The sequence below is a fragment of the Bradyrhizobium sp. KB893862 SZCCT0404 genome (assembly GCF_018130885.1).
Classification (GTDB): Bacteria; Pseudomonadota; Alphaproteobacteria; order Rhizobiales; family Xanthobacteraceae; genus Bradyrhizobium; species Bradyrhizobium stylosanthis.
In genome coordinates this window covers 161,269-181,147 of the sequence record NZ_JAFCLT010000013.1, presented here as the reverse complement: position 1 = coordinate 181,147, position 19,879 = coordinate 161,269, and the positions used below count along the sequence as shown (strand labels likewise).

Here is a 19,879-nt window from a genome sequence, read left to right as displayed (position 1 = left end):
AAACCAGTACTCGAAGGTCCGCCGGCGCCCCATCCTGAGCGGATGGAGCCACATCATGCAATCCAGTACGCCGCGGCTTCTCGATTCAATCACCACCGTCTCGGAATACTGGATTGCCCGCCTTCGCGGGCAATGACAGTAGGGGCGGCTACGACCTCGCCCACACCTTGCCCAACCTTGCCGACACGCTCGCTACCCATGACGGCTCCTCCCGCACCAGGCGGAAGCCGAGATTGGCGGGCGGCACGCCTTGCGCGCAGCCGCCGGCGCGGGCGTCCCGGATGAAGTCGGTGACATAGGCGCGGTGCGCGCCTTCGGCGACGCGCACGCCGCAATTCACGGTCGGCCGGCCGGCATTGCCTGTTACGTCGGTGCGCGAGCGCACGAAGCAGGTCGAGGTCCATTCCCAGACATTGCCGGCGAGATCCTCGATGCCGTGCTCGTTCGCGCCGAACTTGCCGAACGGATGGGCCGCAGTGTCGAACGGGTCGCGCTCGGATTCACGCTCGTAGCGGCTGATCCAGCGCGTCGAAGGATTGTCCGCGTCCACCGGCGCGCCGTCGTCCTTGAACCTGGAGCCCGCGGCGAAGGCCCATTCCGCGTCGCTCGGCAGGCGGTAGTGCTGGCCGGTCTTGCGCGACAGCCAGGTGGTATAGGCCTCGGCATCGTGCCAGTTCACCTGTACCGCGGGACGATCGATCGCGATCGCCACGCCGCGATCGAGTGCGCGGCAGCCGCCGTCCTGCACGCAAAGCTGATAGTCCGCTGACGAGACCTGATTGCGCATGACATGCAGCGGCTTGGTGAATCGCATCGCGCGCAGCGGCGCCTCCGCCTGCTGTCCGCCGCGCGTGAAGTCGCCGGCTTCGCGATAGGAGAAGTCGGCCGGTGCGATCCTGATCATGGCCGGCTCCGTCGCCGTGCCGCGCACGGTCATGTCCGAGACCAGGGGCGCCACCGCGATCGGGCCCGCGAGCCCGGCGGCGCAGGCCAGCAGCAGTTTCAGCTTGAATGCGATCAGCATGGTCGTCCCCCGAAAGGAAGAAGGGGCCGGTGATCACCGGCCCCTTGTCGCGTCTAGTTGGTCGCGGCCGGTATTTCAGCAGGTGCCTTCACCTGCATCATCAGATCGTCGTTCCACTTGCCTTCGACCTTGAAGTGCGCGGTGGCGCCGAGATCGGCGGCCTCGATCAGATTGTGCGTGACATAGGCGTAGATGCCGGGCTGCTGGAACTTGTACAGCGCAGCTCCCGCCGAGCCGCCGCGGATGAACCAGGTCTCGAGCCCGACCTCGGGCGCATTGCCGAACTTGCCGGTCTCCCAGACATAGTCGCCATGGCCGCCGATCAGGTGCGGACGGCTGTCGCGATTGGCCTGCGAGTGCACGATCAGCACGTTCTCGCCGACATTGGCGGTCAGTGCGTTCTTGCCAGTCAGCGCGCCGACCTTGCCGTTGAACACGACATGGGACGGAATGAGCTTCTTCATCACCTCTTCGGTCTCGGTGAAGGCTTCGCCCGGCGAGTCGTAGGACTTGAAATTACCCTTCTCGTCGCGCGGCACGTACATGTCCTGCTCGCCGATATAATAGACCTTGTCGTATTTCAGCGCGTGGCCCTTGCCGTCGTTCAGTCCCTCGCGCGGCAGCACCATCACGGCGCCGTTCATGCCGGAGACGACGTGCCAGGGGATCATCGGGCCGCCCGGCGCGCAGTGATAGACGAACACGCCGGTCTTGGTCGCCTTCCAGCGCAGCACGACCTGCTCGCCGGGATTGATCAAGGTGAGCGCGCCGCCGCCGAGCGCACCGGTCGCGGAGTGAAAGTCGATGTTGTGCGGCATGGTGTTGGTCGCGGGATTGACCAGCGTCGTCTCGACGTAGTCGCCCTCATGCACGACCATCAGCGGGCCCGGCATCGAGCCGTTGAAGGTCATCGCCTGGAAGGTGGTGCCCTTCTCGTCGATCACGACCTTCTTCTCCTCGATCGTGAGCTTGAACTCGATGATCTTGGGGCCCTGCTTGGTCGCCTGCTCGTGCGCGTGCACGAAGGGCGGGGCGACCAGCTCGACCTTTTGGCGCGGCAGTTTGAGATCGTCGGCAGCCAAGGCGGGTGTCGCCAGCATCAGGGCGGTCGCGGCGGCGCTGATCAATGCGGCTCTGCGGGTGAACATCGGAAGCATCCTTCATCTGAAAGGGTTTTGATGACGGATGCAGTGTGCGCCTGTTGCGGCAAGTGTGTTTGCGCTGCGACAAGCTTTTGCCGGATTCGCCTCCGGTGAATTCCTTAAGAGGTGTGACGAAGGCCGGACCGCCGGTGCGATGAATCCGATGCCGAGCGCATCAAGCGCGCCAAGCGGCAAATCGTTCGCATGTTCAGTTGCATTCGGCCGCGAGAATATTCGCGCGATCAGAGCAGGCGTATCGCGATCCAGACTGTGCCCCAGACCGCAAGCGACAGCGCGGCAAAGACGGCCGCCATGATGGCCAGTACGCGCACGAGATAATGTGCGCCGGTCGCGGGCGCGGCAGGGGCGGGCTGGAAATCGTCGAAGCGCGGGATGTGGCCGCGGATGCCGGCGAGCCAGAGAACGAGATCGAGCGCGAGCGACGCCATGGCCTATCTCCAGGAGAGCAATGATTAAACGCATGATCGGCCAAATCGGGCGCCCGGACTTTGAGCAAGCGCAAGGTCGCTCGCCCGAAAGCGGGTAATCCAGTGCCATCCGGGATTTGCCGTGCCACGCCGCGGCTCGATTTACGAATGGGTAAGACATGAGATTCGATCTCGCAGCGAGCTACGGCGAAGAGAGATTGCCGCGCTACACCAGCTATCCGACCGCGCCGCACTTCTCGCCGGCCATCAACGCCGATACCTACGCAAGGTGGCTGTCCGAGCTTCCCGCGGCCGCAAGCGCCTCGCTCTATCTGCACGTGCCGTTCTGCCGCGAGATGTGCTGGTATTGCGGCTGCCATACCCAGATCGCGCGGCGCGACGGTCTGATCGCGGCCTATCAGCGGACGCTGCGCAGCGAGATCGCAGAGGTCGCCGACACCATCGGCCGCCGTATCAAGGTCGAGCATATCCATTTCGGCGGCGGCACGCCGACGATCATGGCGCCGGAGGCTTTCGCCGAGTTGATGGCGCAGATGCGCCAGTCGTTCTTCGTGCTGCCCTCGGCCGAGATCGCGGTCGAGATCGATCCGAGGACGCTGACATCGGAGATGGTCGAGGCGATGCGGCTCTCCGGCGTCAACCGCGCCAGCCTCGGCGTGCAGAGCTTCGATCCGGTCGTGCAGCGCGCGATCAACCGCGTGCAGAGCTATGAGCAGACGGCGGCTGTCGTCGACATGCTCCGCGGCGCCGGCATCGCGGGCGTCAATTTCGACCTGATCTACGGGCTTCCGCACCAGACCGTCGCCTCCTGCCTCGATACCGTGCGGCAGGCGCTCGAGCTCGGGCCGGACCGCTTTTCGGTGTTCGGCTATGCGCACGTTCCCGCGTTCAAGAAGCACCAGCGGATGATCAACGAGGCGGTCCTGCCCGACGGTCTTGCGCGTCACGACCAGGCCTGCGCGATCGCCAATGCGCTGAAGGAGGCCGGCTACGTGCAGATCGGGCTCGACCATTTTGCGCGTCCCGACGACGCCATGGCCGTCGCCTTCAACGAGCGCACGCTGCGGCGCAATTTCCAGGGCTATACCACCGACAAGGGCGAAGTTCTGCTCGGCTTCGGCGCGAGCGCGATCGGGCACCTGCCGCAAGGCTATGTCCAGAACCAGGTGCAGGTCGGGGCCTATGCGCAGAGCATCGCGAGCGGCCGGCTCGCCACCGCCAAGGGCTATGGGCTCACCGACGACGATCGGCTGCGGGCCGACATCATCGAGCGCATCATGTGCGAGTTCAGTGCCGATCTCGGCGACATCTGCGCGCGCCATGGCGCGGAGCCCGAGGCGATGCTCAAATCGGCATCGCGCCTGAAGCCGCTGATCTCGGACGGTATCGTGCGGCTGGACGGTGACCGGCTTGCGGTGGCGAACGACTCGCGCTTCCTGGTCCGCAGCGTCGCCGCTGCATTCGATGCGCATCTGGATCCCGGCAAGCAGTTGCACAGCCGGGCGGTGTAGTTCATTGCCGAGAGGTCGGCATGCCCGGGCTTGTCCCGGGCATCGACGTTCTTTGCGCCGCGTTGCGAGGCTGGATGGCCGAGACAAGCCCGGTCATGACGTCCTCGAAGCATGAACCAGCTTGCGCTCCAACAAAGAAACCCGGCTCCGCTCCGCTATCGTCGCGTCTCGAACGGAGTTGTCCATGCCCTTTCGATCCGACGATCTGGTCGATGACATCATGCGTACGGCGCCGCACACGATCCGCGTGTTCCTCGCGTTCAGGATGGCCTGTGTCGGCTGTCCGATCGCGACCTTCCACACCGTGGAAGACGCCTGCCGCGAGCACGGCATCGACCAGGATAAATTCCTCGCTGCGCTGTGCGAATGCGTGCCGGCGTGAGAGGGGCCGGAGTTCGCGCTGGGCGCGCGGATTCCCGGGTGAGGGCGGACTTCCGCCGTAAGCGCAGGCGTCCTCACCCCTGATTTCAAAGGATGAGGCGGTGCCTCTTCACCTCTCCCCGCCTGCGGGGAGAGGTCGGATTGCACCGCTAGATGCAATCCGGGTGAGGGGGTACAGGTCTCTCGACGATCTGACGCGCGGAGAGAAGCCCCTCACCCTAAACCTCTCCCCGTAAGAACGGGGAGAGGGAATACGTCACGCCGGCCCGCTGTCCGCCGTCCGCTCGGCCAGCACCACGATCCTGTGGGGATCGCGCAGGATGATGCGCTGGCGGCCGCTCTCGACGAGGCCCTGGCTCTCCCAGCCGCTCAGGATGCGGCTCACCGTATGCAGCGTGGTGCCGGTCATCTGCGCGATGTCCTGGCGGCTGATCGGGAAGTCGATCTCGATGCCGTGGTCGAGCTTCTTGCCGGATTGTTTTGCCAGCCGCAGCAGCACATGCGCGACGCGCTGCTCGACCTGCTGGGTCGACATTTCCAGGATGCGGGTGTGGCTCTCCTGAAGCCGTGCGCCGACGGTCTGGAGCGTGTTGGCGGCGAGCGACGGAAATCGCTCGACCAGCCGCGGCCAGGCCGAATTCGGCCAGATCAGCACCACGCTGTCGTCGACGGCCATCGCCGTCGCGGGGTAACGCGCGGCGCCGATCGCCATCGCGAGCCCGAACGTTTCGCCGGGGGCGACATAGCGCACCACGATCTGCTCGCCGGTCGGGGTGGTCTTGGCCGCGCGGACATGGCCGTGCAGCAGCAGGAAGAAGGACTGCGCGTCCGCGCCCTGCTCGAAGATGGCGGTGTTCTTCGGGTAGCGCGCCGAGCGTGCCTCGCGCAGGATCTCCTCGAGGTCCTCCGGCTTGACCCCGGCGAACAGCGGCAAATGCGCAACCAGCGATGTGTCGACCTTGGCCATTCTGCCTCCTTGGCATCAGGGAGTGTGATGGCACCTGCAATCGACTTGCAGTTTGCGATAGCGCAAAACCGGGCACCCGGGACGGCAGTATTTTTCCAAGTGACTATTCAAGTAACGGTCTGGAATTGACAGGAGTTGCCCCATGGCTGGCGCCCGATCCCGTAATTTTGAGGGCTGGCCGCTGTTTGCGAACAGTTTTCGGCCCTTTTTCCTGCTTGCCGCCATTCAGGCGGGGCTCTCGATCCTGGCCTGGCTGCCGATGTTCTACGGCGAGCTGTCAGTCAGCTCCGCCTTCGCGCCGCGCGACTGGCACGTCCACGAGATGCTCTATGGCTTCCTGCCGGCCGTCATCACCGGTTTTCTGTTCACGGCGATCCCGAACTGGACCGGGCGGCTGCCGATCCAGGGCACGTCGCTGGGCGCGCTGCTGGTGGTCTGGCTTGCCGGACGCGCTGCGGTGACGTTGTCGGCCGAGGTCGGCTGGGCATTCGCGCTGGTCGTCGATGCCGCCTTCCTGGCGCTGGTCGTCGCCGCTGCGACGCGCGAGATCATCGCGGGCGGCAATTGGCGCAATTTGCCGGTGGTCGTGCTGGTGCTCGTGCTGCTCGCCGGCAATGTCGGCTTCCATCTCGAAGCCCATTACGCGGGCGCGGCCGATGTCAGCATCCGGCTCGGGATCGGCGTGGTGATGCTGCTGATCGCGCTGATCGGCGGCCGCATCATTCCGAGCTTCACCCGCAACTGGCTGGTCAAGTTCAACCCCGGCCGCCTGCCGGTGCCGTTCGGACGTTTCGACGGCGCGGTGATCGGATCGAGCGCGCTGGCGCTGATCGCGTGGATCGCGGCGCCGCTGAACATGATCACCGGCGTCGTGATGGCGCTCGTCGGCGTGCTGCACCTGATCCGGATGGCTCGCTGGGCCGGCGATCGCACCACGCGCGAGCGGCTGCTGCTGATCCTCCATGTCGGCTATGTCTTCGTGCCGCTCGGCTTCATCCTGAACGCGCTGGCCGCCTTCGGCGAGCTGCCGCCGAGCGCGGGCATTCATGCCTGGATGGCGGGCGCGGCCGGGACGATGACGCTTGCGGTGATGACCCGCGCGAGCCTCGGCCACACCGGCCAGGCGCTGACGGCGGCACCGGCGACGCAAGGCATCTATGCCGCGATCATCATCGCGGCGCTGGCGCGGGTCGGCGCGGTGGTGCTGCCGGCGCATGGCGATCTGCTGCTGCACATCGCGGCCTGCGGCTGGATCGTCGCATTCCTCGGCTTTGCCATTGCGTTCGGCCCGCTGCTTGCCGGCAGCCCGCGGCGCGCCCTCGCCATCATGGGCGTGCCGGCCCCGGCACGCTGAAATATTCCGCTGGGGCGTAACAAGCACCGTCATCGATCCGAAACTATCGTTCGAGCTGCGCCTGCTGCTAGGCTGGCGTGGCAACACGATCGAGGAACGGATCGATGATCGGCGAAGTCGTGGTGATTGGCGGCCTGAATTTGCGGGATGGCGTCTCGATCGAGGCGTACGAACGACTCGGCGAACGCATGTACGAGATCGTCAGCGGCCTTCCGGGCTTCCTGTCGGTCAAGTCGTTCAAGGCCGACGATGGCGAGGAACTGACCGTGTTTCGATTTGCTTCGGAAGAGGCGCTCGAGGCCTGGCGCACGCATCCGGAGCATATCGAGGCCATGAAACGGGGGCACGCCGAATTCTATGCCAGCGGCCGTTTGCAGATCTGCAAGGTCATCCGCGAGGTCGGTCCGTTCGAGCACGCCTGAATTGCGTATGAGCTCAAGCCGCTGTGGCCGACGGCAGACCGGCCGGCGGCAGCGGCCGCACGCCCTTGCGCCATGCCGTGATGGTGCAGCCGAAGCGGCCGCGGAACCAGCGCGCCATCGCGCTTTGCGCCGAGAAGCCGAGCTGCGTGGCGATATCGGCCAGCGGCCGGCCGGGATCGTCGATCAGCTGGACCACGAGATCGGCGCGCTGCGCGTCGAGGATGGCCGAGAAGCTGGTGCCCGATGCGGCGAGGTGGCGGTGGATGGTGCGGCGGGTGCAGGCGAGATGCTCGGCCACGCGCTCCACGGTGCAGTCGCCACTGGCGAGCAGGATCCGCACCACCTCGTCGACCTTCCCCTCCCAGCTTGTCGGCCGCGTCTCGATCGCCTCGATCCGCTTGCGCAGGTAGTTCGCGATGAGGGGATGTGCGCTCGGAATCCGCCGCTCCATGTCGTGCGCCGACAGCAGGATCGCATCCTCACCGGCATTGAACGTGACGCGGCAGCCGAAGAAGTCGCGATAGCGCTTGCGGTCGTGCGGCGGCGGATAATGCAGATGCACTTCCAGCGGCCGCCAGTCGCTGCCGAACAGCGACTGGATGATGCGGTGGATGCTGCCGAGCGCCATGTCGATCGATTGGCGCGGCGCGCTTGGTTGCCGGCCGCGCAGGTGCAGGGTGAGGGTCACGGTCTTGCCGTCCCTGACGACGTCGAGCTTCATCCCGTCGTGATGAACATGGATGAAGCGCGAGAACGCCTCGATGGCCTCGCCGACGGTCGCCTGTTCGCGCACGATCAGGCCGACCGCGCCGAAATTGGTCAGCCCGCCACGCTCCGCGAGCCTCAGGCCGAAATCTTCGGCGCCGGACGCCTCTGCCGACAATTCGAGCAGGCGGCGCAGGCTGGTCACGGCAATGGGCGTATCCGGCTTGTCGAGCACGGCCAGCGGCAGCCTGACCTTGCGCATCATCTGTCTGGGATCGAGCCCGACCGACCGGGCGACCTCCGGGTAATAGCTCAAGCCTGCGCTGCGAATGAGGTCCGTCATGCGAACCGTTCCTGCCAGCCATTCCCGCAGATGTCCCGAAATGTAAAGTTTCTGTCCCGATCCGTCAAATCCGGGAACTGGGTGGAACATACATAAGTGAAAGCGAAGCACCGGCGTGAATGCGGTGCTGATTGACGGCGGGGCGCGACGGAGCCCCCGGCCGTCTCGTTTCATTTGACCAAGACATTGCTGGATCGGGATTATGCCGGGGAACACGCTTTCCAAGGGCGAGGTATTCGTCATCGACACTGACGCAGCCTCCCGCGAACAACTCTCCAATGCGCTCCAACAGAGCGCCTATGACGTGATCTGCTTCGCCGATGGCGCATCGCTGTTGTCGGAAGCCAGGACGCGGATGCCGGCCTGCGTGCTGCTGGAGATGCCGCCGGATCGCTCCGCCCTCGATGTGCTGAAGCGGCTGCGCGAGGAGAATTGCATGGCGCCGGTGCTGGTGACGTCGGCCAACGGCAGCATCGCCATGGCGGTCGACGCGATCAAGAGCGGCGCGGCCGACTTCATCGAGAAGCCGTTCCGCACCCACGACATCGTCGGCCGGATCGATGCGGCCATCGACGAGTTCGCGCAGCCTGGCGCGAGCCGGCAGCGCTGGCTGCCCGGCTGCGAGCCCCTGACGGGCCGCGAAGGCGACGTGCTCGAGCATCTCGCCGCCGGCCTCACCAACAAGGAGATCGCCCGTCGCATGCATCTGAGCGCGCGGACGGTCGAGGGCTATCGCGCCAGCGTCTTGAAGAAGGCCGGCGCCAAGAACGTCACCGATCTGCTCCGCCGCATCTTCGGCCAGGGCGCGCCCACCCAGGCTTGACGATCTCCGCCGCGGACGCCGATGCGTTCCGCGGCCTTGCTGCCGCCGCAGCGGCGCCCCACGGAAACCCCAATCGAACCAGTTCCTTCCCTGCCGCGTCCAACCATGTTGGCGAGGCATTCGATCGCACGCGTCCGGCTGGCGGCGCGGCGATACCGGCAGGAGGGATCTTATGCGCATCACCGCAAGATATTTGGCAACGACGAGCCTGGTCCTTGTGACCATGGCGATGGCATCGCCGTCATGGGCCGCCGATTTGGACGCCAATTCGACGATCGATACCGTCACCGTCTATCCCGATGGCGCCACCGTGACCCGGATCATCTCGATCGATCTGCCGTCGGGTGACTCGACGCTTGTCGCCAAGGACTTCCCGCTCGGTCTCGATAGCTCCTCCATCCGGGTGGAGGGTGAGGGCGGCGCCAAGCTCACCATCGGCACCATCGATGCGCGGCCGCCGCGCGCGGCGCCGGTCAATCTGCCGGAGCTGGACAAGCGCATCGAGGCCCTGAACGACCAGCGCGCCGATCTGCAGGGCTCGATCGACTCGGCCAATGCCCGGCGCAAGTTCGCGGAGCATTTTGCGGAAGCGGCCCCCGTCGGTATCGGCGAGAAGGGCGAGGCGCGGCCGATCGCCGAATGGCGCACGGCCTTCACCGCAGTCGGCGACGAAATCGCGAGCGCCGACACCGCCATCCGCGAGGCCACGCGCAAGATCCGCGAGATCGACCGGCAGATCGCCCAGCTCGACGTCGAGCGCAAGGCCAAGCCGCCGAGCAAGCTCGAGGTCCGCATGGACATCGCCGCGCCGGCCGCGACCAAGGCGACGCTCCGGGTCACCTATAATGTGCGCAACGCGCGCTGGCTGCCGCTCTACGACGCCCGGCTCGACACCGGCGCCAAGGACCGCAAGCCGCAGCTCGAGCTGGTCCGCCGCGCCGAGATTACGCAATCGACCGGGGAGGACTGGTCGAATGTCACGCTCGGCGTCTCCACGGTCCGCATCAACCGTGGCGGCAGCGCGCCGGAGCTGAACACGCTCGTCGCGCAATATCCGCAACCGCCGAAGCCGATGGCACTTGGAGCGGCCTCGGACCTGGCAAGGCCCGCACCCGTATCGCGCCAACGCTCGGCGCAGGTCGAGTCCATGTCGAAGGTCGCCGAGGCGGCCGAGCCGCGCGAGCGCGCCGACGAGCAGCAGGCCGTCGCCGAGATCGGCGACTTCCAGGCTACCTTCAAGATTCCCGGCCGCGTCAGCCTCGGCGCCGCCGAGGGTGCGAAGAGCCTGCGCATTGCTTCCACGACCGTGACCGCCGATCTCGCGGTGCGCGCGGCGCCGGTGCTGGATCCCACCGCCTTCCTCGAAGCCAGCTTCAAGCAGACGGATGAGGCGACGCTGCTGCCGGGCAAGGTCGCGATCTACCGCGACGGCGTCTTCGTCGGCCGCGGCAAGATTTCCGCCTCCGCCAAGGACGACATCGTGCGGCTCGGCTTCGGCGCCGACGACAAGGTCAAAATCGAGCGCGCCGTGATCAAGCGCAACGAGGGCTCGGCCGGCCTCCTCGTGACGACGTCGAAGACCGACGAGCGCACGTTCAAGACCACCGTCCGCAACGGTCATGATTTCCCGATCAAGGTCGCGATCGAGGATCAGCTGCCGGTGAGCGAGAGCGAGGACATCGTCGTCGAGATGCTGCCCGCGACCACGCCGCCGACCGCAAGCAACATCCGCGACAAGCGCGGCGTGCTGGAATGGTCGTTCGACGCCAAGCCCGGCGAGGCCCGCGACATCAACTTCGCCTGGCGCATCCGCTGGCCGAAGGACAAGGGCATGGTGATCGTGCCGGCAGGGTAGGCTACCGGCCACGAACGAGGTGCGCCCCCTCTCCCGCGTGCGGGAGAGGGTTGGGGTGAGGGCTCTCTCCTCTAGGGGATTGTCCCATTGCGGAGACACCCTCTCCCCAGCCCTCCCCCGCAAGCGGGGGAGGGAGCGCACTGCCTCTGCCGAAGCAACGAAATCTCGTCAAAGCTTTGGCGGCGGCCCCGCCGCCCGCATCGACTGCGGCAGCACGTACGGCACGCCGTCGGCCTGATGGACGACGGCGTCGATCTCGAAAATATCGCGGATGGTCTCGCGCGTGACGACCTCGGCGCGCGGGCCGTCGGCGGCGAGCCTGCCGCCGTTCAGCACGACGATCCGGTCGGCGAAGCGGATCGCGAGGTTCAGGTCGTGCAGGATCGCGATCACGGCCGTGCCGCTGCTCGCGCGGCGGCGGGCGGCTTCGACGAGGTCGATCTGGTGGCGCAGGTCGAGGCTCGAGGTCGGCTCGTCCAACAGAAGAAGTCCCGGTCCATGCTCGACCTCGCCGCAGGCGAGCTGCACCAGCACGCGGGCGAAATGAGCGCGCTGCTGCTCGCCGCCCGACAGCGTCGGCAATTGCCGCTCGCGGAAATGCGACAGGCCGACCTCGTCCAGCGCGGCCTCGACCAGCCTGCCTGCCTCGCGCGCACTGCGCTCGCCGGCGCCCATCAGCACGATCTCCTCGACCGTGAAGGGGAAGGTGACATTGATGTGCTGAGACAGCATCGCGCGGCGCGCTGCGAGCTCCCGCGGCGTGTAGCTGCCGATGTCGCGCTGCTTCAGCCGCACCTCGCCCTCGCTCGGACGGAGATCGCCGGACAATAGCCGCAGCAGCGTCGACTTGCCGGCGCCGTTCGGGCCGATGATGGCGACCATCTCGCCGGCCGCGACGGTCACGCTGACGCCGTCGAGCAACGTCGCGCGGCCGGCGCGCTTGATCAGGCCACTTGCCTCGATCACGGCGCTCATAGCGCGGCGAGCCCGCGCTGCCGCAGCAGGATGCCGAGGAAGACCGGTGCACCGACGGCGGCGGTCAAGATGCCGATCGGCATCTCCGCGGGCGCCACGATGGTGCGCGCCAGCGTATCGGCGCCGACCATCAGGATCGCGCCGAGCAGCACGGACGCCGGCAGTAGCATCCTATGCGCCGGTCCGATGACGAGGCGGAGCAGATGCGGCACCACGATGCCGACGAAGCCGATCACGCCGCTGATCGAGACCGCAACGCCGGTCATGGCGGAGACCATGACGATCGAGATTCTCTTGAGACGCTCGACGTCGACGCCGCCGTGAAAGGCGTCGGCTTCGCCGAGCACCAGCAGATCGAGGCCGCGCGCGATGAAAGCGCAGGCCGCGAGCCCGATCAGGAGGACCGGCGCGAGCACGGCCGCCTTGGTCCAGGTCGCGCCGCTCATCGAGCCGAGCATCCAGAACGTGATGTCGCGCAACTGGCGGTCGTCGGCGATGAACACCAGCAGCCCGATGCCGGCATTGGTGATGGCGGTGATGGCGACGCCGGCGAGCAGGAAGATCGCGATCGAGGTGCGCCCCGCGCGGCTGGAGATGCCGTAGAGGATGGCGGTCGTCGCCAGCGAGCCCGCGAAGGCGGCGAGCGGCAGCAGCTCGGTCTGGAGGAAACGCAGCGTCTCGCCGAAGCGCGAATCCGTGAACACGATCGCGCTGGCGGCCGCGAGCGCGCCGCCGCTGGAGACCCCGACGAGCGCGGGATCGGCGAGCGGATTGCGGAACAGGCCCTGCATGATCGCGCCGGCCGCCGCCAAGAGCCCGCCGACCATCGCGGTCGCGGCAATGCGGGGAATGCGGATCGACCACAGCACGAGCTTGTCGCGCGCCGTCATGGGATCGGGAGTAGCGTTGCCGGCAAAGCCGAGCGCCGCCGGAAGCCGGGAAAGGGGAATGCCGGCTGCGCCGACCGTCAATGCAACGATGGCCGTGCAGACCAGTATTACGAGCAGGGCGGGAATCGCGACCGGCACGAACCGGCGTCCCGCGCCGGCTCGTCGCAGGCTCCGCGGCTCCGTCCTGGCCGCCACGCTCATTGCCGGCAGTTCGCCGCCGACAGCGCCGATTTGAAGGCGCCGCCATCGGCCAATGCCGGATAGAGCTTGACGGAGAGGTCGCGCGCGGCCGCGGCCGTGCGCGGCCCGAAGCCGAGCAGATAGAGCCCGTCCATGGTGATGAAGCTCTTGTTGGCCGCGACCGGCGTCAGCGCGAAGCCGGGATGGGTGTAGACCGCGTCGGCCTGCAGCGAGTCCTTGCCGCGCTCGATCGACAGCACGACTTCCGGCTTCGCGGCCACGATCGCCTCGTCGCCGATGACCTTGTAGCCGTCATAGTCGTCGACCGCGTTGGTGGCGCCGGCGAGCTGGATGATCTCGTCGGCGGCGGTCTTGTGGCCCGCGACCATCGCGCGCCCGTTCTGCAGCGACATCACGAACATCACGCGCACCGGCTTCGTCACCTTGGCGCGCAGCGTGCGAAGCTGGGCGAGATCGGCGCCGACCGCCGCGCTGAGGCACGCGGCGCGCGCATCGACGCCCATGGCGTGACCGACCAGCTTGATCTTCTCGAGCAGGCCGTCCTCGGAGAAGGTCTCTGGCACCAGCACCAGCGGCACCTTCGCCGTCTCCAGCAGGTCCATGGTCTCGCGCGGACCCGAGCCCTGGATCGCCAGGATCAGCGTGGGGTTGAGGCCGAGCACGCCTTCCGCAGAGATCTGGCGCATGTAGCCGACATTGGGTTTGTCGTGCAGCGCCGCCGCCGGATAGAGGCTGGTGGTGTCGACGCCGACCAGCCGGCTTTCCAGCCCGAGCGCATAGAGGATCTCGGTGATCGCGCCGCCGATCGAAACCGTGCGCGCGAAGTCGGCAACGGTGACGTCGCGATTGCGCGCGTCGTGGACGGTGACGCCGGCCGCATGCGCGCTCGATGCAAGCGCGATGGCGCCGGACAGCACGAGGTTTGCGAGGGTGCGACAAAATGTCATTACAGGTTACTTCGTCAGGATCAGCTTGTTCTGCGAGGTGAGACGGAGGCGATAGCTGTCCTCGCCATGTGCGATGATGATCTCGCGCTCATGCGCAAACAGCTCGCGGCTGTCGATCCGGCTCCCCCGCATGGTGAGAGTTCTCGTTGCCGCAGAAGGACTTTGTGCAGGTCCTGCCGCATCGCCGCCATTGTCTCCCGGTGTCGCTGGCATTGTGAGTGTGATGCGCTTTCGTAAATTCAGATACTGCCTGCTTGTACAGGCGGCATCAGGCGCATTCCAACGGCGGCGATTTACAATTGATATAAACTGCAACCTGGCGTCATTGACCGTCAGAGTGTTGCCACGTAACCAAATAAGGCAGCGGGCCGGGGAGCCCGCACCACAAATAGCCAGCCAGTCGCTCGCCTCGTGCGGCGCACGCCAGCCAAACTAAGACAATGATGATTGGGTTGGGGTTATGGCTGACGGGGCTAGGTATTCGCGCGCCCTGATTTTGGGCGCGTCGGTGGTTTCAATCGCGGCAGTGATGCCGGCAAGCGGCTTTGCGCAGACCGCTTCGTCACAGAGCGAAAGCGCCTCACCAAAGCAGGCCAAGCGCAAGCCGGCCAGGCCGCAAGCCGCGCAGCAGGCGACGCCTGACGCGTTGAACGCGCGCGCCCAGGCCGGCGGCACGGCGCCGGTTCAGGTGCTCGACACCATCACGGTCGCCGCGACCAAGACCAAGGAGCGTGCGATCGACGCGCTTGCGCCCGTCAGCTCGATCACGCTCGACCAGATCCAGGGAATTCAGCCGAACCGGCTGTCGGGAATCTTCTATGCCGTGCCCGGCGTGTCGTTCCAGGAGCGCGGCGACGATCCCGCGACCGTCATCAACATCCGCGGCCTGCAGGAGTTCGGGCGCGTTGCGGTGGTCGTCGATGGTGCGCGGCAGAACTATCAGCGCACCGGTCACAACGCCAACGGCTCCTTCTTCCTCGATCCTGAATTGATCGGCGGCGTCGACGTCGTGCGGGGCCCGACCGCGAACATCTACGGCTCCGGTGCCATCGGCGGCCTGGTCTCGTTCCGCACCAAGGACATCGATGATGTGGTGCGTCCCGGCGAGCGCTGGGGTGTCGATCTCTCGGGCTCCTACGGCTCCAACAACAATCGCGGTCTCGGCTCGGTATTCGGCGGCGTGCGCGCCACGCCCGACGTCGATATCTTCGGCGGCGCGGTCTACCGCACGCAAGGCAATTACAAGGACGGCAACGGCACCGAGATCGGCAACACCGGCAACCAGGTTGAGGCCGGACTGCTGAAGCTCACGGTCCGTCCCGCCCTTGGCCACGAGGTCAAGTTCGGCGCCGTCTTCCAGGACTATCAATACGATATCGGCCAGTTCAACAGGGGGCCGGTCGCGACCGCAGCCCAGCGCGCGCTCTATCAGGGCTCGTCGGTCTACGCGTCCGACGCCAAGAACTACACCGGCACGATCACCTGGAACTATTCGCTGCCGAGCGACAATCTGTTCGACTCGCACGTGTCGGTCTACGGCAACCGCGTCGATAACGACCAAACCAAGACGTACCACTATTCGACCTCGGGTGCGGCCCTGTGCGGCACCGGCAATTTCGGCAACAACATCTCCGGCTGCGTCGGCGACAAGCGCGGCTATGTCCTCAACACGTTCGGCATCGATGCCAACAACACCACGCGCTTCAATGTCGGCGACTGGCGCAACGCGCTCACCGTCGGCTTCGATGCGTTCCAGGACGACGTGATCACGACCGACAGCCGTGGCAATTCCAACATCACCACGCCGAGCGGCATCCGCACGGTGTCGGGCGGATTCCTGCAGTTGAAGCAGAACTACAGCACCTGGTTCGAGGCCGTGAGTGCAATCCGCTACGATCGCTACGACCTGGAATCGGGCAAGACCAACGGCAGCGGCGACCGCTTCTCGCCGAAGATCACCCTCGGCGTCACGCCCGTTCCCGGCTTCCAGCCCTATGTGAGCTATGCCGAAGGCTACCGTGCCCCGTCGATCACCGAAACCGTGATCTCCGGCGCGCACGCGACCGGCGGCGGACCGGCGCTCTTCCCCTGCCCGGACGGCACCGTCGGCCTGTTCTGCTTCCTGCCCAACCCGAACCTTCGTCCCGAGATCGGCAAGAACAAGGAAGTCGGCTTCAATCTGAAGTACGACAACATCTTCAGCGCCAACGACTCGTTCCGCGGCAAGATCAATTTGTTCCGCAACGACGTCAGCGATTACATCGACCTCGTTTCGTTCGGCTTCGTGACCTTCCCCGGCGTCGGCTCGTTCGCGCAGTACTACCAGTATCAGAACATCGCGCAGGCCCGCATCCAGGGCTTCGAAGCGGAGACGATGTACGATGCCGGCAACTGGTTCGTCGGTGTCGCCGGCCACTACATCCAGGGCAAGAACGCCGTGACCAATGTCGGGCTCGCGACCATCACCCCGCGCAAGGTCGTCACCACCGGCGGCGTCCGGCTGCTCGACCGCTCGCTGGTCCTGTCGGCGCAGTGGGCCTCGTACGGTCCGAACAACGACGTGCCCGCCGGCTATCTGCCCGCGACCGGGTACGAGCTGGTCAATCTGTACATGACCTACAACGCGACCAGGGACATCGTGTTCACGGCTTCGATCGACAACCTCCTGAACCAGTACTACCGGCCCTACGCCATTCCGGGCAGCTCCACCGACGGCACCTCGCAGAACGACGTGCTGTGGTCGAGCCCGGGACCGGGCCGGGTCTACAAGGCCGGCATGAAGATCCACTTCGGAGGCGCGTGAGCCAAAGGCACCGCAACACCATCCACTTCCGCCGGGCCGCGCTGATGCTCCAGCGCGGCTTCGGCGCGTTTTCGATTTGAGAGCAAGGAGAGACCTCACATGTTCATCGCGATGAATCGTTTCCAGGTGAAGCTCGGCTCGGAAGCCGCGTTCGAGACCGTCTGGCGCACCCGCGAGTCCTATCTCGGCAGCATGGCCGGCTTCGTCGAATTCCACCTGCTCAAGGGGCCGGCGCTCGAGGATCACACGCTGTATTCCTCGCACACGGTGTGGGTCGACAAGGCCGCCTTCGAGGCCTGGACGAAGTCGGACGAATTCCGCCGCGCCCATGCGCGCGCCGACAACAAGACCGGGGAGAGCCTCTATCTCGGCCACCCCAAGTTCGAGGGGTTCGAGGTCATCATGACCGAGCGCAAGACGAACGCGGCCGCCTAGGCCTCGGCTGATCACGAAAGGGATACGGACATGCTGAACACCGATCTCGCCGATCTCAAGGCGTACATGGCCGACAATCCCGGCGCGGTGATCGAGGACGTCGCGCGCGAGCGCAGGGTCACCGCGCGTGCGGTGATCGAGGCGTTGCCGTCGTCCATGGTGCGCATCGGTGGCGGCGATCATTTCGCCGCTGCCATGCAGGACATCGCGGAATGGGGCGAGGTCACGCTGATCGTCCACACCGATGACGCGATCTTCGAGTTCACCGGGGCGGTGCCGGCGGGCGAGATCGGCCGCGGCTATTTCAACCTGATGCAGCCGAAGGGATTGCACGGCCATCTCAGGCACGAGCGCTGCGCGGCCGTCGCTTTCGTCGAGCGTCCCTTCATGGGCAAGACGTCGGCCTTCGTCGCCTTCGTCAACGCCGATGGCGGCATCATGTTCAAGGTCTTCGTCGGTCGCGACGAGGCCCGGGCGCTGCGCGCGGACCAGCTGCTGCGGTTCCGTCAGCTCGCGGACCGGATCGCGGCGTAGCTTCTCTTCTGTCGGGAGATCAGGATGCAAAGCAAAGTTGAGCTTCGGCACGTGATCCTGGCAACTGCCCTGACGCTCGCGCCGGCGCCGGCCTTCGCGATCGACGAGGCGCTGTTGCCGCGCAATCTGTCGCCCTGGGGTATGTTCCTGGGCGCCGACATCGTCGTGAAGGCGGTGATGATCGGGCTCGCCATCGCCTCGCTGGTGACGTGGACGGTGTGGCTGGCCAAGACCATCGAGCTGCGCCGCAAGGGCACGCTCGCCGTCCAGCGCACCCGCGCGCTCGAAGGCAGGATGAAGTTGGCGGAGGCGGCGGAGCGGATCGGGGATGCGCACGATGCAGTTGCCCAGCTCATCCAGTCCTGCGCGAAGGAAGCCGAGCTTTCCGGCGGCGTCGTCGATGACGGTCTTCAGGAGCGCGTGGCGCTGCGGCTGGAGCGGGTCGAGGCGGCGATGTCGCGGCAGATCGCGCGCGGCACCGGCGTGCTCGCGACCATCGGCGCCACCGCGCCGTTCGTCGGCCTGTTCGGCACGGTCTGGGGCATCATGAATTCCTTCATCGGCATCTCCGAGAGCCACACCACGAGCCTTGCCGTGGTCGCGCCCGGCATCGCGGAGGCGCTGCTCGCCACCGCCCTCGGCCTCGTGGCGGCGATTCCGGCGGTGGTCATCTACAACCATCTCGTCCGCGGCATCGCCAATTACCGCGCATTGCTGGGCGACGCCTCGGCCCAGTTGATGCTGCTGGTCAGCCGCCAGCGCGACCACAGGGAGTTTCGCCTGGCACGGGCGGCGGAGTAGGCCATGGGCGCGAAGCTCGGTGCACGCATGGGATCGCCGCTCAGGCGCGGCGACCCCGGTGATCTCGACGTCACCCACGAGATCAACGTCACGCCGTTCATCGACGTGATGCTGGTGCTGCTGATCATCTTCATGGTCGCAGCCCCGCTCGCCACCGTCGACATCGGGGTCGAATTGCCCGCGACCGCGGCTGAACCTGCGCCGCGCCCGGACAAGCCTGTCTTCGTGACGGTGAAGCCGGATCTCACCGTTGCCGTCGGCGAGGACACGATGGCGCGCGACGGTCTTGCCGCCGCACTCGCAGCCGCCACCCAGGGGCGCAAGGACGAGCGCATTTATCTGCGCGCCGACAAGGCGGTGAGCTACGGCGACCTGATGGAGGTGATGAACACTTTGCGCAATGCCGGCTATCTCAAGGTCGCGCTCGTCGGCCTCGACGGACGCAGCTGATGGCCGCCGCGAACGCCTTTGCCCTGCACGAGCCGCTCGGCGAGGGCGAGGCCGCGCGCTGGGGCGTCTCGGCGGGCGTGATCGTGGCGCTGCATATTGCCGCCGCGGTGCTGGCCATGAGCTGGATCAAGTCGCAGCCGGAGCAGGGCGTCAGCCTGCCGGCAATCATGGTCGACATGTCGCCCGTGACGTCGGCCCCGCAATCGACGCCGCTCGACCTCGCGCCGGGGCCGGTGATGGAGCAGGCGGACGCCTCTCCGCCGGATCAGTCCGTGCCGCAGGCCGTCGAGGAGACCATCGCGCCGACGCCGCCGCAGGAAAAGCCTGACGTGGTGGCGCCGCCCGAACAGAAGCTGAAGCCGGCCGAGGCGGAGCCCGCCAAGGCGGTCGCCGAGACCAGGCCCGAGCCGGTCAAGCCGAAAGTGGTGCGTCCCGACGCCAGGAAGCCCAGTCACACGACGCCTGCGCCGCGCACCACCGCCTCGCCGCGTGCGGAGCGGCAGGCGCCCGCCGCATCGGCGGTGAGTACCGGCGCGTCGGCGGCAGCGATCGCTTCCTATAACCAGATGGTGGCCGCGCATTTGCAGCGCTTCAAGCAATTCCCGCCGGCCTCGAAGGCGGCCGGCGAGCACGGCGTGTCGCGCCTGAGCTTTACGCTGAACCGCAGCGGCCAGGTTCTCGGCAGCCGTCTTTCCGGTTCGGCCGGCTATGCGGCGCTCGACGCCGAGACCATGGCGATGGTCCGCCGTGCGCAGCCATTCCCGGCATTCCCGCCCGAGATCACGCACGCCACGATGAGCTTCTCCGTGCCGATCTCGTTTGCGATCCGGTAGCGAAGCCCTTCACCGCGGGGGGGGGCGGGGCGAG

At 66.5% G+C, this 19,879-nt stretch carries 21 protein-coding genes; 12 read left to right on the top strand and 9 right to left on the bottom strand.

The window, feature by feature from the left end:
- Nucleotides 1-148: 148 nt before the first annotated feature.
- The 3 genes from JQ617_RS35740 to JQ617_RS35730 form a co-directional block, all read right to left on the bottom strand.
- Nucleotides 149-1,024: an SUMF1/EgtB/PvdO family nonheme iron enzyme gene (locus JQ617_RS35740; protein ID WP_212030462.1), complete on the bottom strand. Its 876-nt coding sequence runs from the start codon at nt 1,022-1,024 to the stop codon at nt 149-151.
- A 53-nt stretch (nt 1,025-1,077) separates the two neighbouring features.
- Nucleotides 1,078-2,172 carry a copper-containing nitrite reductase gene (nirK, locus tag JQ617_RS35735; protein ID WP_186467721.1) on the bottom strand — a complete coding sequence of 365 codons (1,095 nt, stop codon included), beginning with the start codon at nt 2,170-2,172 and terminating at the stop codon, nt 1,078-1,080.
- A gap of 236 nt (nt 2,173-2,408) precedes the next feature.
- On the bottom strand, nt 2,409-2,615 hold the full coding sequence (locus JQ617_RS35730; protein WP_212030461.1) for a hypothetical protein: 207 nt from the start codon (nt 2,613-2,615) through the stop codon (nt 2,409-2,411).
- Between the two features lie 158 nt (nt 2,616-2,773).
- Here JQ617_RS35730 and hemN point away from each other — a divergent pair, with 158 nt between their 5' ends.
- Entirely contained in the window at nt 2,774-4,126 is a 1,353-nt protein-coding gene (hemN, locus tag JQ617_RS35725) for an oxygen-independent coproporphyrinogen III oxidase (protein WP_212030460.1), read from the top strand.
- A 184-nt stretch (nt 4,127-4,310) separates the two neighbouring features.
- Entirely contained in the window at nt 4,311-4,508 is a 198-nt protein-coding gene (locus JQ617_RS35720) for a DUF1858 domain-containing protein (protein ID WP_027561005.1), read from the top strand.
- A gap of 255 nt (nt 4,509-4,763) precedes the next feature.
- On the opposite strand, the gene JQ617_RS35715 is transcribed toward JQ617_RS35720, so the two are convergent.
- Nucleotides 4,764-5,474, bottom strand: coding sequence for a Crp/Fnr family transcriptional regulator (locus JQ617_RS35715; RefSeq protein WP_212030459.1), 711 nt, complete (start codon nt 5,472-5,474; stop codon nt 4,764-4,766).
- Nucleotides 5,475-5,616: 142 nt separating this feature from the next.
- Between JQ617_RS35715 and JQ617_RS35710 the strand changes: the two genes are divergently transcribed.
- Together JQ617_RS35710 and JQ617_RS35705 are read left to right on the top strand one after the other, a co-directional pair.
- Nucleotides 5,617-6,828 (top strand): NnrS family protein, encoded by a 1,212-nt coding sequence (locus JQ617_RS35710; RefSeq protein WP_212030458.1) that lies wholly within the window; start codon nt 5,617-5,619, stop codon nt 6,826-6,828.
- A 104-nt stretch (nt 6,829-6,932) separates the two neighbouring features.
- Nucleotides 6,933-7,250, top strand: a complete 318-nt coding sequence (locus tag JQ617_RS35705; protein WP_212030457.1) for an antibiotic biosynthesis monooxygenase family protein — start codon at nt 6,933-6,935, stop codon at nt 7,248-7,250.
- Nucleotides 7,251-7,263: 13 nt separating this feature from the next.
- Here the strand turns inward: JQ617_RS35705 and JQ617_RS35700 are convergent, their stop codons facing one another.
- Nucleotides 7,264-8,298, bottom strand: coding sequence for an AraC family transcriptional regulator (locus tag JQ617_RS35700; RefSeq protein WP_212030456.1), 1,035 nt, complete (start codon nt 8,296-8,298; stop codon nt 7,264-7,266).
- Between the two features lie 202 nt (nt 8,299-8,500).
- On the opposite strand from JQ617_RS35700, the gene JQ617_RS35695 reads away from it, so the two are divergent.
- Together JQ617_RS35695 and JQ617_RS35690 are read left to right on the top strand one after the other, a co-directional pair.
- Nucleotides 8,501-9,121, top strand: coding sequence for a response regulator transcription factor (locus JQ617_RS35695; RefSeq protein WP_063694040.1), 621 nt, complete (start codon nt 8,501-8,503; stop codon nt 9,119-9,121).
- A 172-nt stretch (nt 9,122-9,293) separates the two neighbouring features.
- Nucleotides 9,294-10,976: a mucoidy inhibitor MuiA family protein gene (locus JQ617_RS35690; protein ID WP_212030455.1), complete on the top strand. Its 1,683-nt coding sequence runs from the start codon at nt 9,294-9,296 to the stop codon at nt 10,974-10,976.
- A 168-nt stretch (nt 10,977-11,144) separates the two neighbouring features.
- Here the strand turns inward: JQ617_RS35690 and JQ617_RS35685 are convergent, their stop codons facing one another.
- The 4 genes from JQ617_RS35685 to JQ617_RS40120 are packed head-to-tail and all read right to left on the bottom strand — an operon-like array spanning nt 11,145 to nt 14,202.
- Nucleotides 11,145-11,951 (bottom strand): heme ABC transporter ATP-binding protein, encoded by an 807-nt coding sequence (locus JQ617_RS35685; protein WP_212030454.1) that lies wholly within the window; start codon nt 11,949-11,951, stop codon nt 11,145-11,147.
- Nucleotides 11,948-13,042: a FecCD family ABC transporter permease gene (locus JQ617_RS35680; protein WP_212030453.1), complete on the bottom strand. Its 1,095-nt coding sequence runs from the start codon at nt 13,040-13,042 to the stop codon at nt 11,948-11,950. The genes JQ617_RS35685 and JQ617_RS35680 overlap by 4 nt, the downstream gene beginning before the upstream one ends.
- A complete protein-coding gene (locus JQ617_RS35675) occupies nt 13,039-13,989 on the bottom strand; it encodes a heme/hemin ABC transporter substrate-binding protein (RefSeq protein WP_212030452.1) in 951 nt (316 codons plus the stop codon). The genes JQ617_RS35680 and JQ617_RS35675 overlap by 4 nt, the downstream gene beginning before the upstream one ends.
- A 6-nt stretch (nt 13,990-13,995) precedes the next feature.
- The gene (locus JQ617_RS40120; RefSeq protein ID WP_232995211.1) at nt 13,996-14,202 is read right to left on the bottom strand and encodes a hemin uptake protein HemP; all 207 of its coding nucleotides are present in this window, start codon (nt 14,200-14,202) and stop codon (nt 13,996-13,998) included.
- A gap of 247 nt (nt 14,203-14,449) precedes the next feature.
- On the opposite strand from JQ617_RS40120, the gene JQ617_RS35665 reads away from it, so the two are divergent.
- The 6 genes from JQ617_RS35665 to JQ617_RS35640 all read left to right on the top strand — a co-directional run bounded on the left by JQ617_RS35665 (nt 14,450) and on the right by JQ617_RS35640 (nt 19,845).
- The gene (locus JQ617_RS35665) at nt 14,450-16,792 is read left to right on the top strand and encodes a TonB-dependent hemoglobin/transferrin/lactoferrin family receptor (RefSeq protein ID WP_212030451.1); all 2,343 of its coding nucleotides are present in this window, start codon (nt 14,450-14,452) and stop codon (nt 16,790-16,792) included.
- Between the two features lie 99 nt (nt 16,793-16,891).
- Nucleotides 16,892-17,227: a heme-degrading protein HmuQ gene (hmuQ, locus tag JQ617_RS35660; RefSeq protein WP_063694033.1), complete on the top strand. Its 336-nt coding sequence runs from the start codon at nt 16,892-16,894 to the stop codon at nt 17,225-17,227.
- 30 nt (nt 17,228-17,257) lie between these two features.
- On the top strand, nt 17,258-17,761 hold the full coding sequence (gene hutX / locus JQ617_RS35655) for a heme utilization cystosolic carrier protein HutX (RefSeq protein ID WP_212030450.1): 504 nt from the start codon (nt 17,258-17,260) through the stop codon (nt 17,759-17,761).
- 24 nt (nt 17,762-17,785) lie between these two features.
- Entirely contained in the window at nt 17,786-18,562 is a 777-nt protein-coding gene (gene exbB / locus JQ617_RS35650; protein WP_212030449.1) for a tonB-system energizer ExbB, read from the top strand.
- Between the two features lie 3 nt (nt 18,563-18,565).
- Entirely contained in the window at nt 18,566-19,012 is a 447-nt protein-coding gene (gene exbD, locus JQ617_RS35645) for a TonB system transport protein ExbD (protein WP_212030448.1), read from the top strand.
- Nucleotides 19,012-19,845 (top strand): energy transducer TonB family protein, encoded by an 834-nt coding sequence (locus JQ617_RS35640; RefSeq protein ID WP_212030447.1) that lies wholly within the window; start codon nt 19,012-19,014, stop codon nt 19,843-19,845. The genes exbD and JQ617_RS35640 overlap by 1 nt, the downstream gene beginning before the upstream one ends.
- Nucleotides 19,846-19,879: the final 34 nt, after the last annotated feature.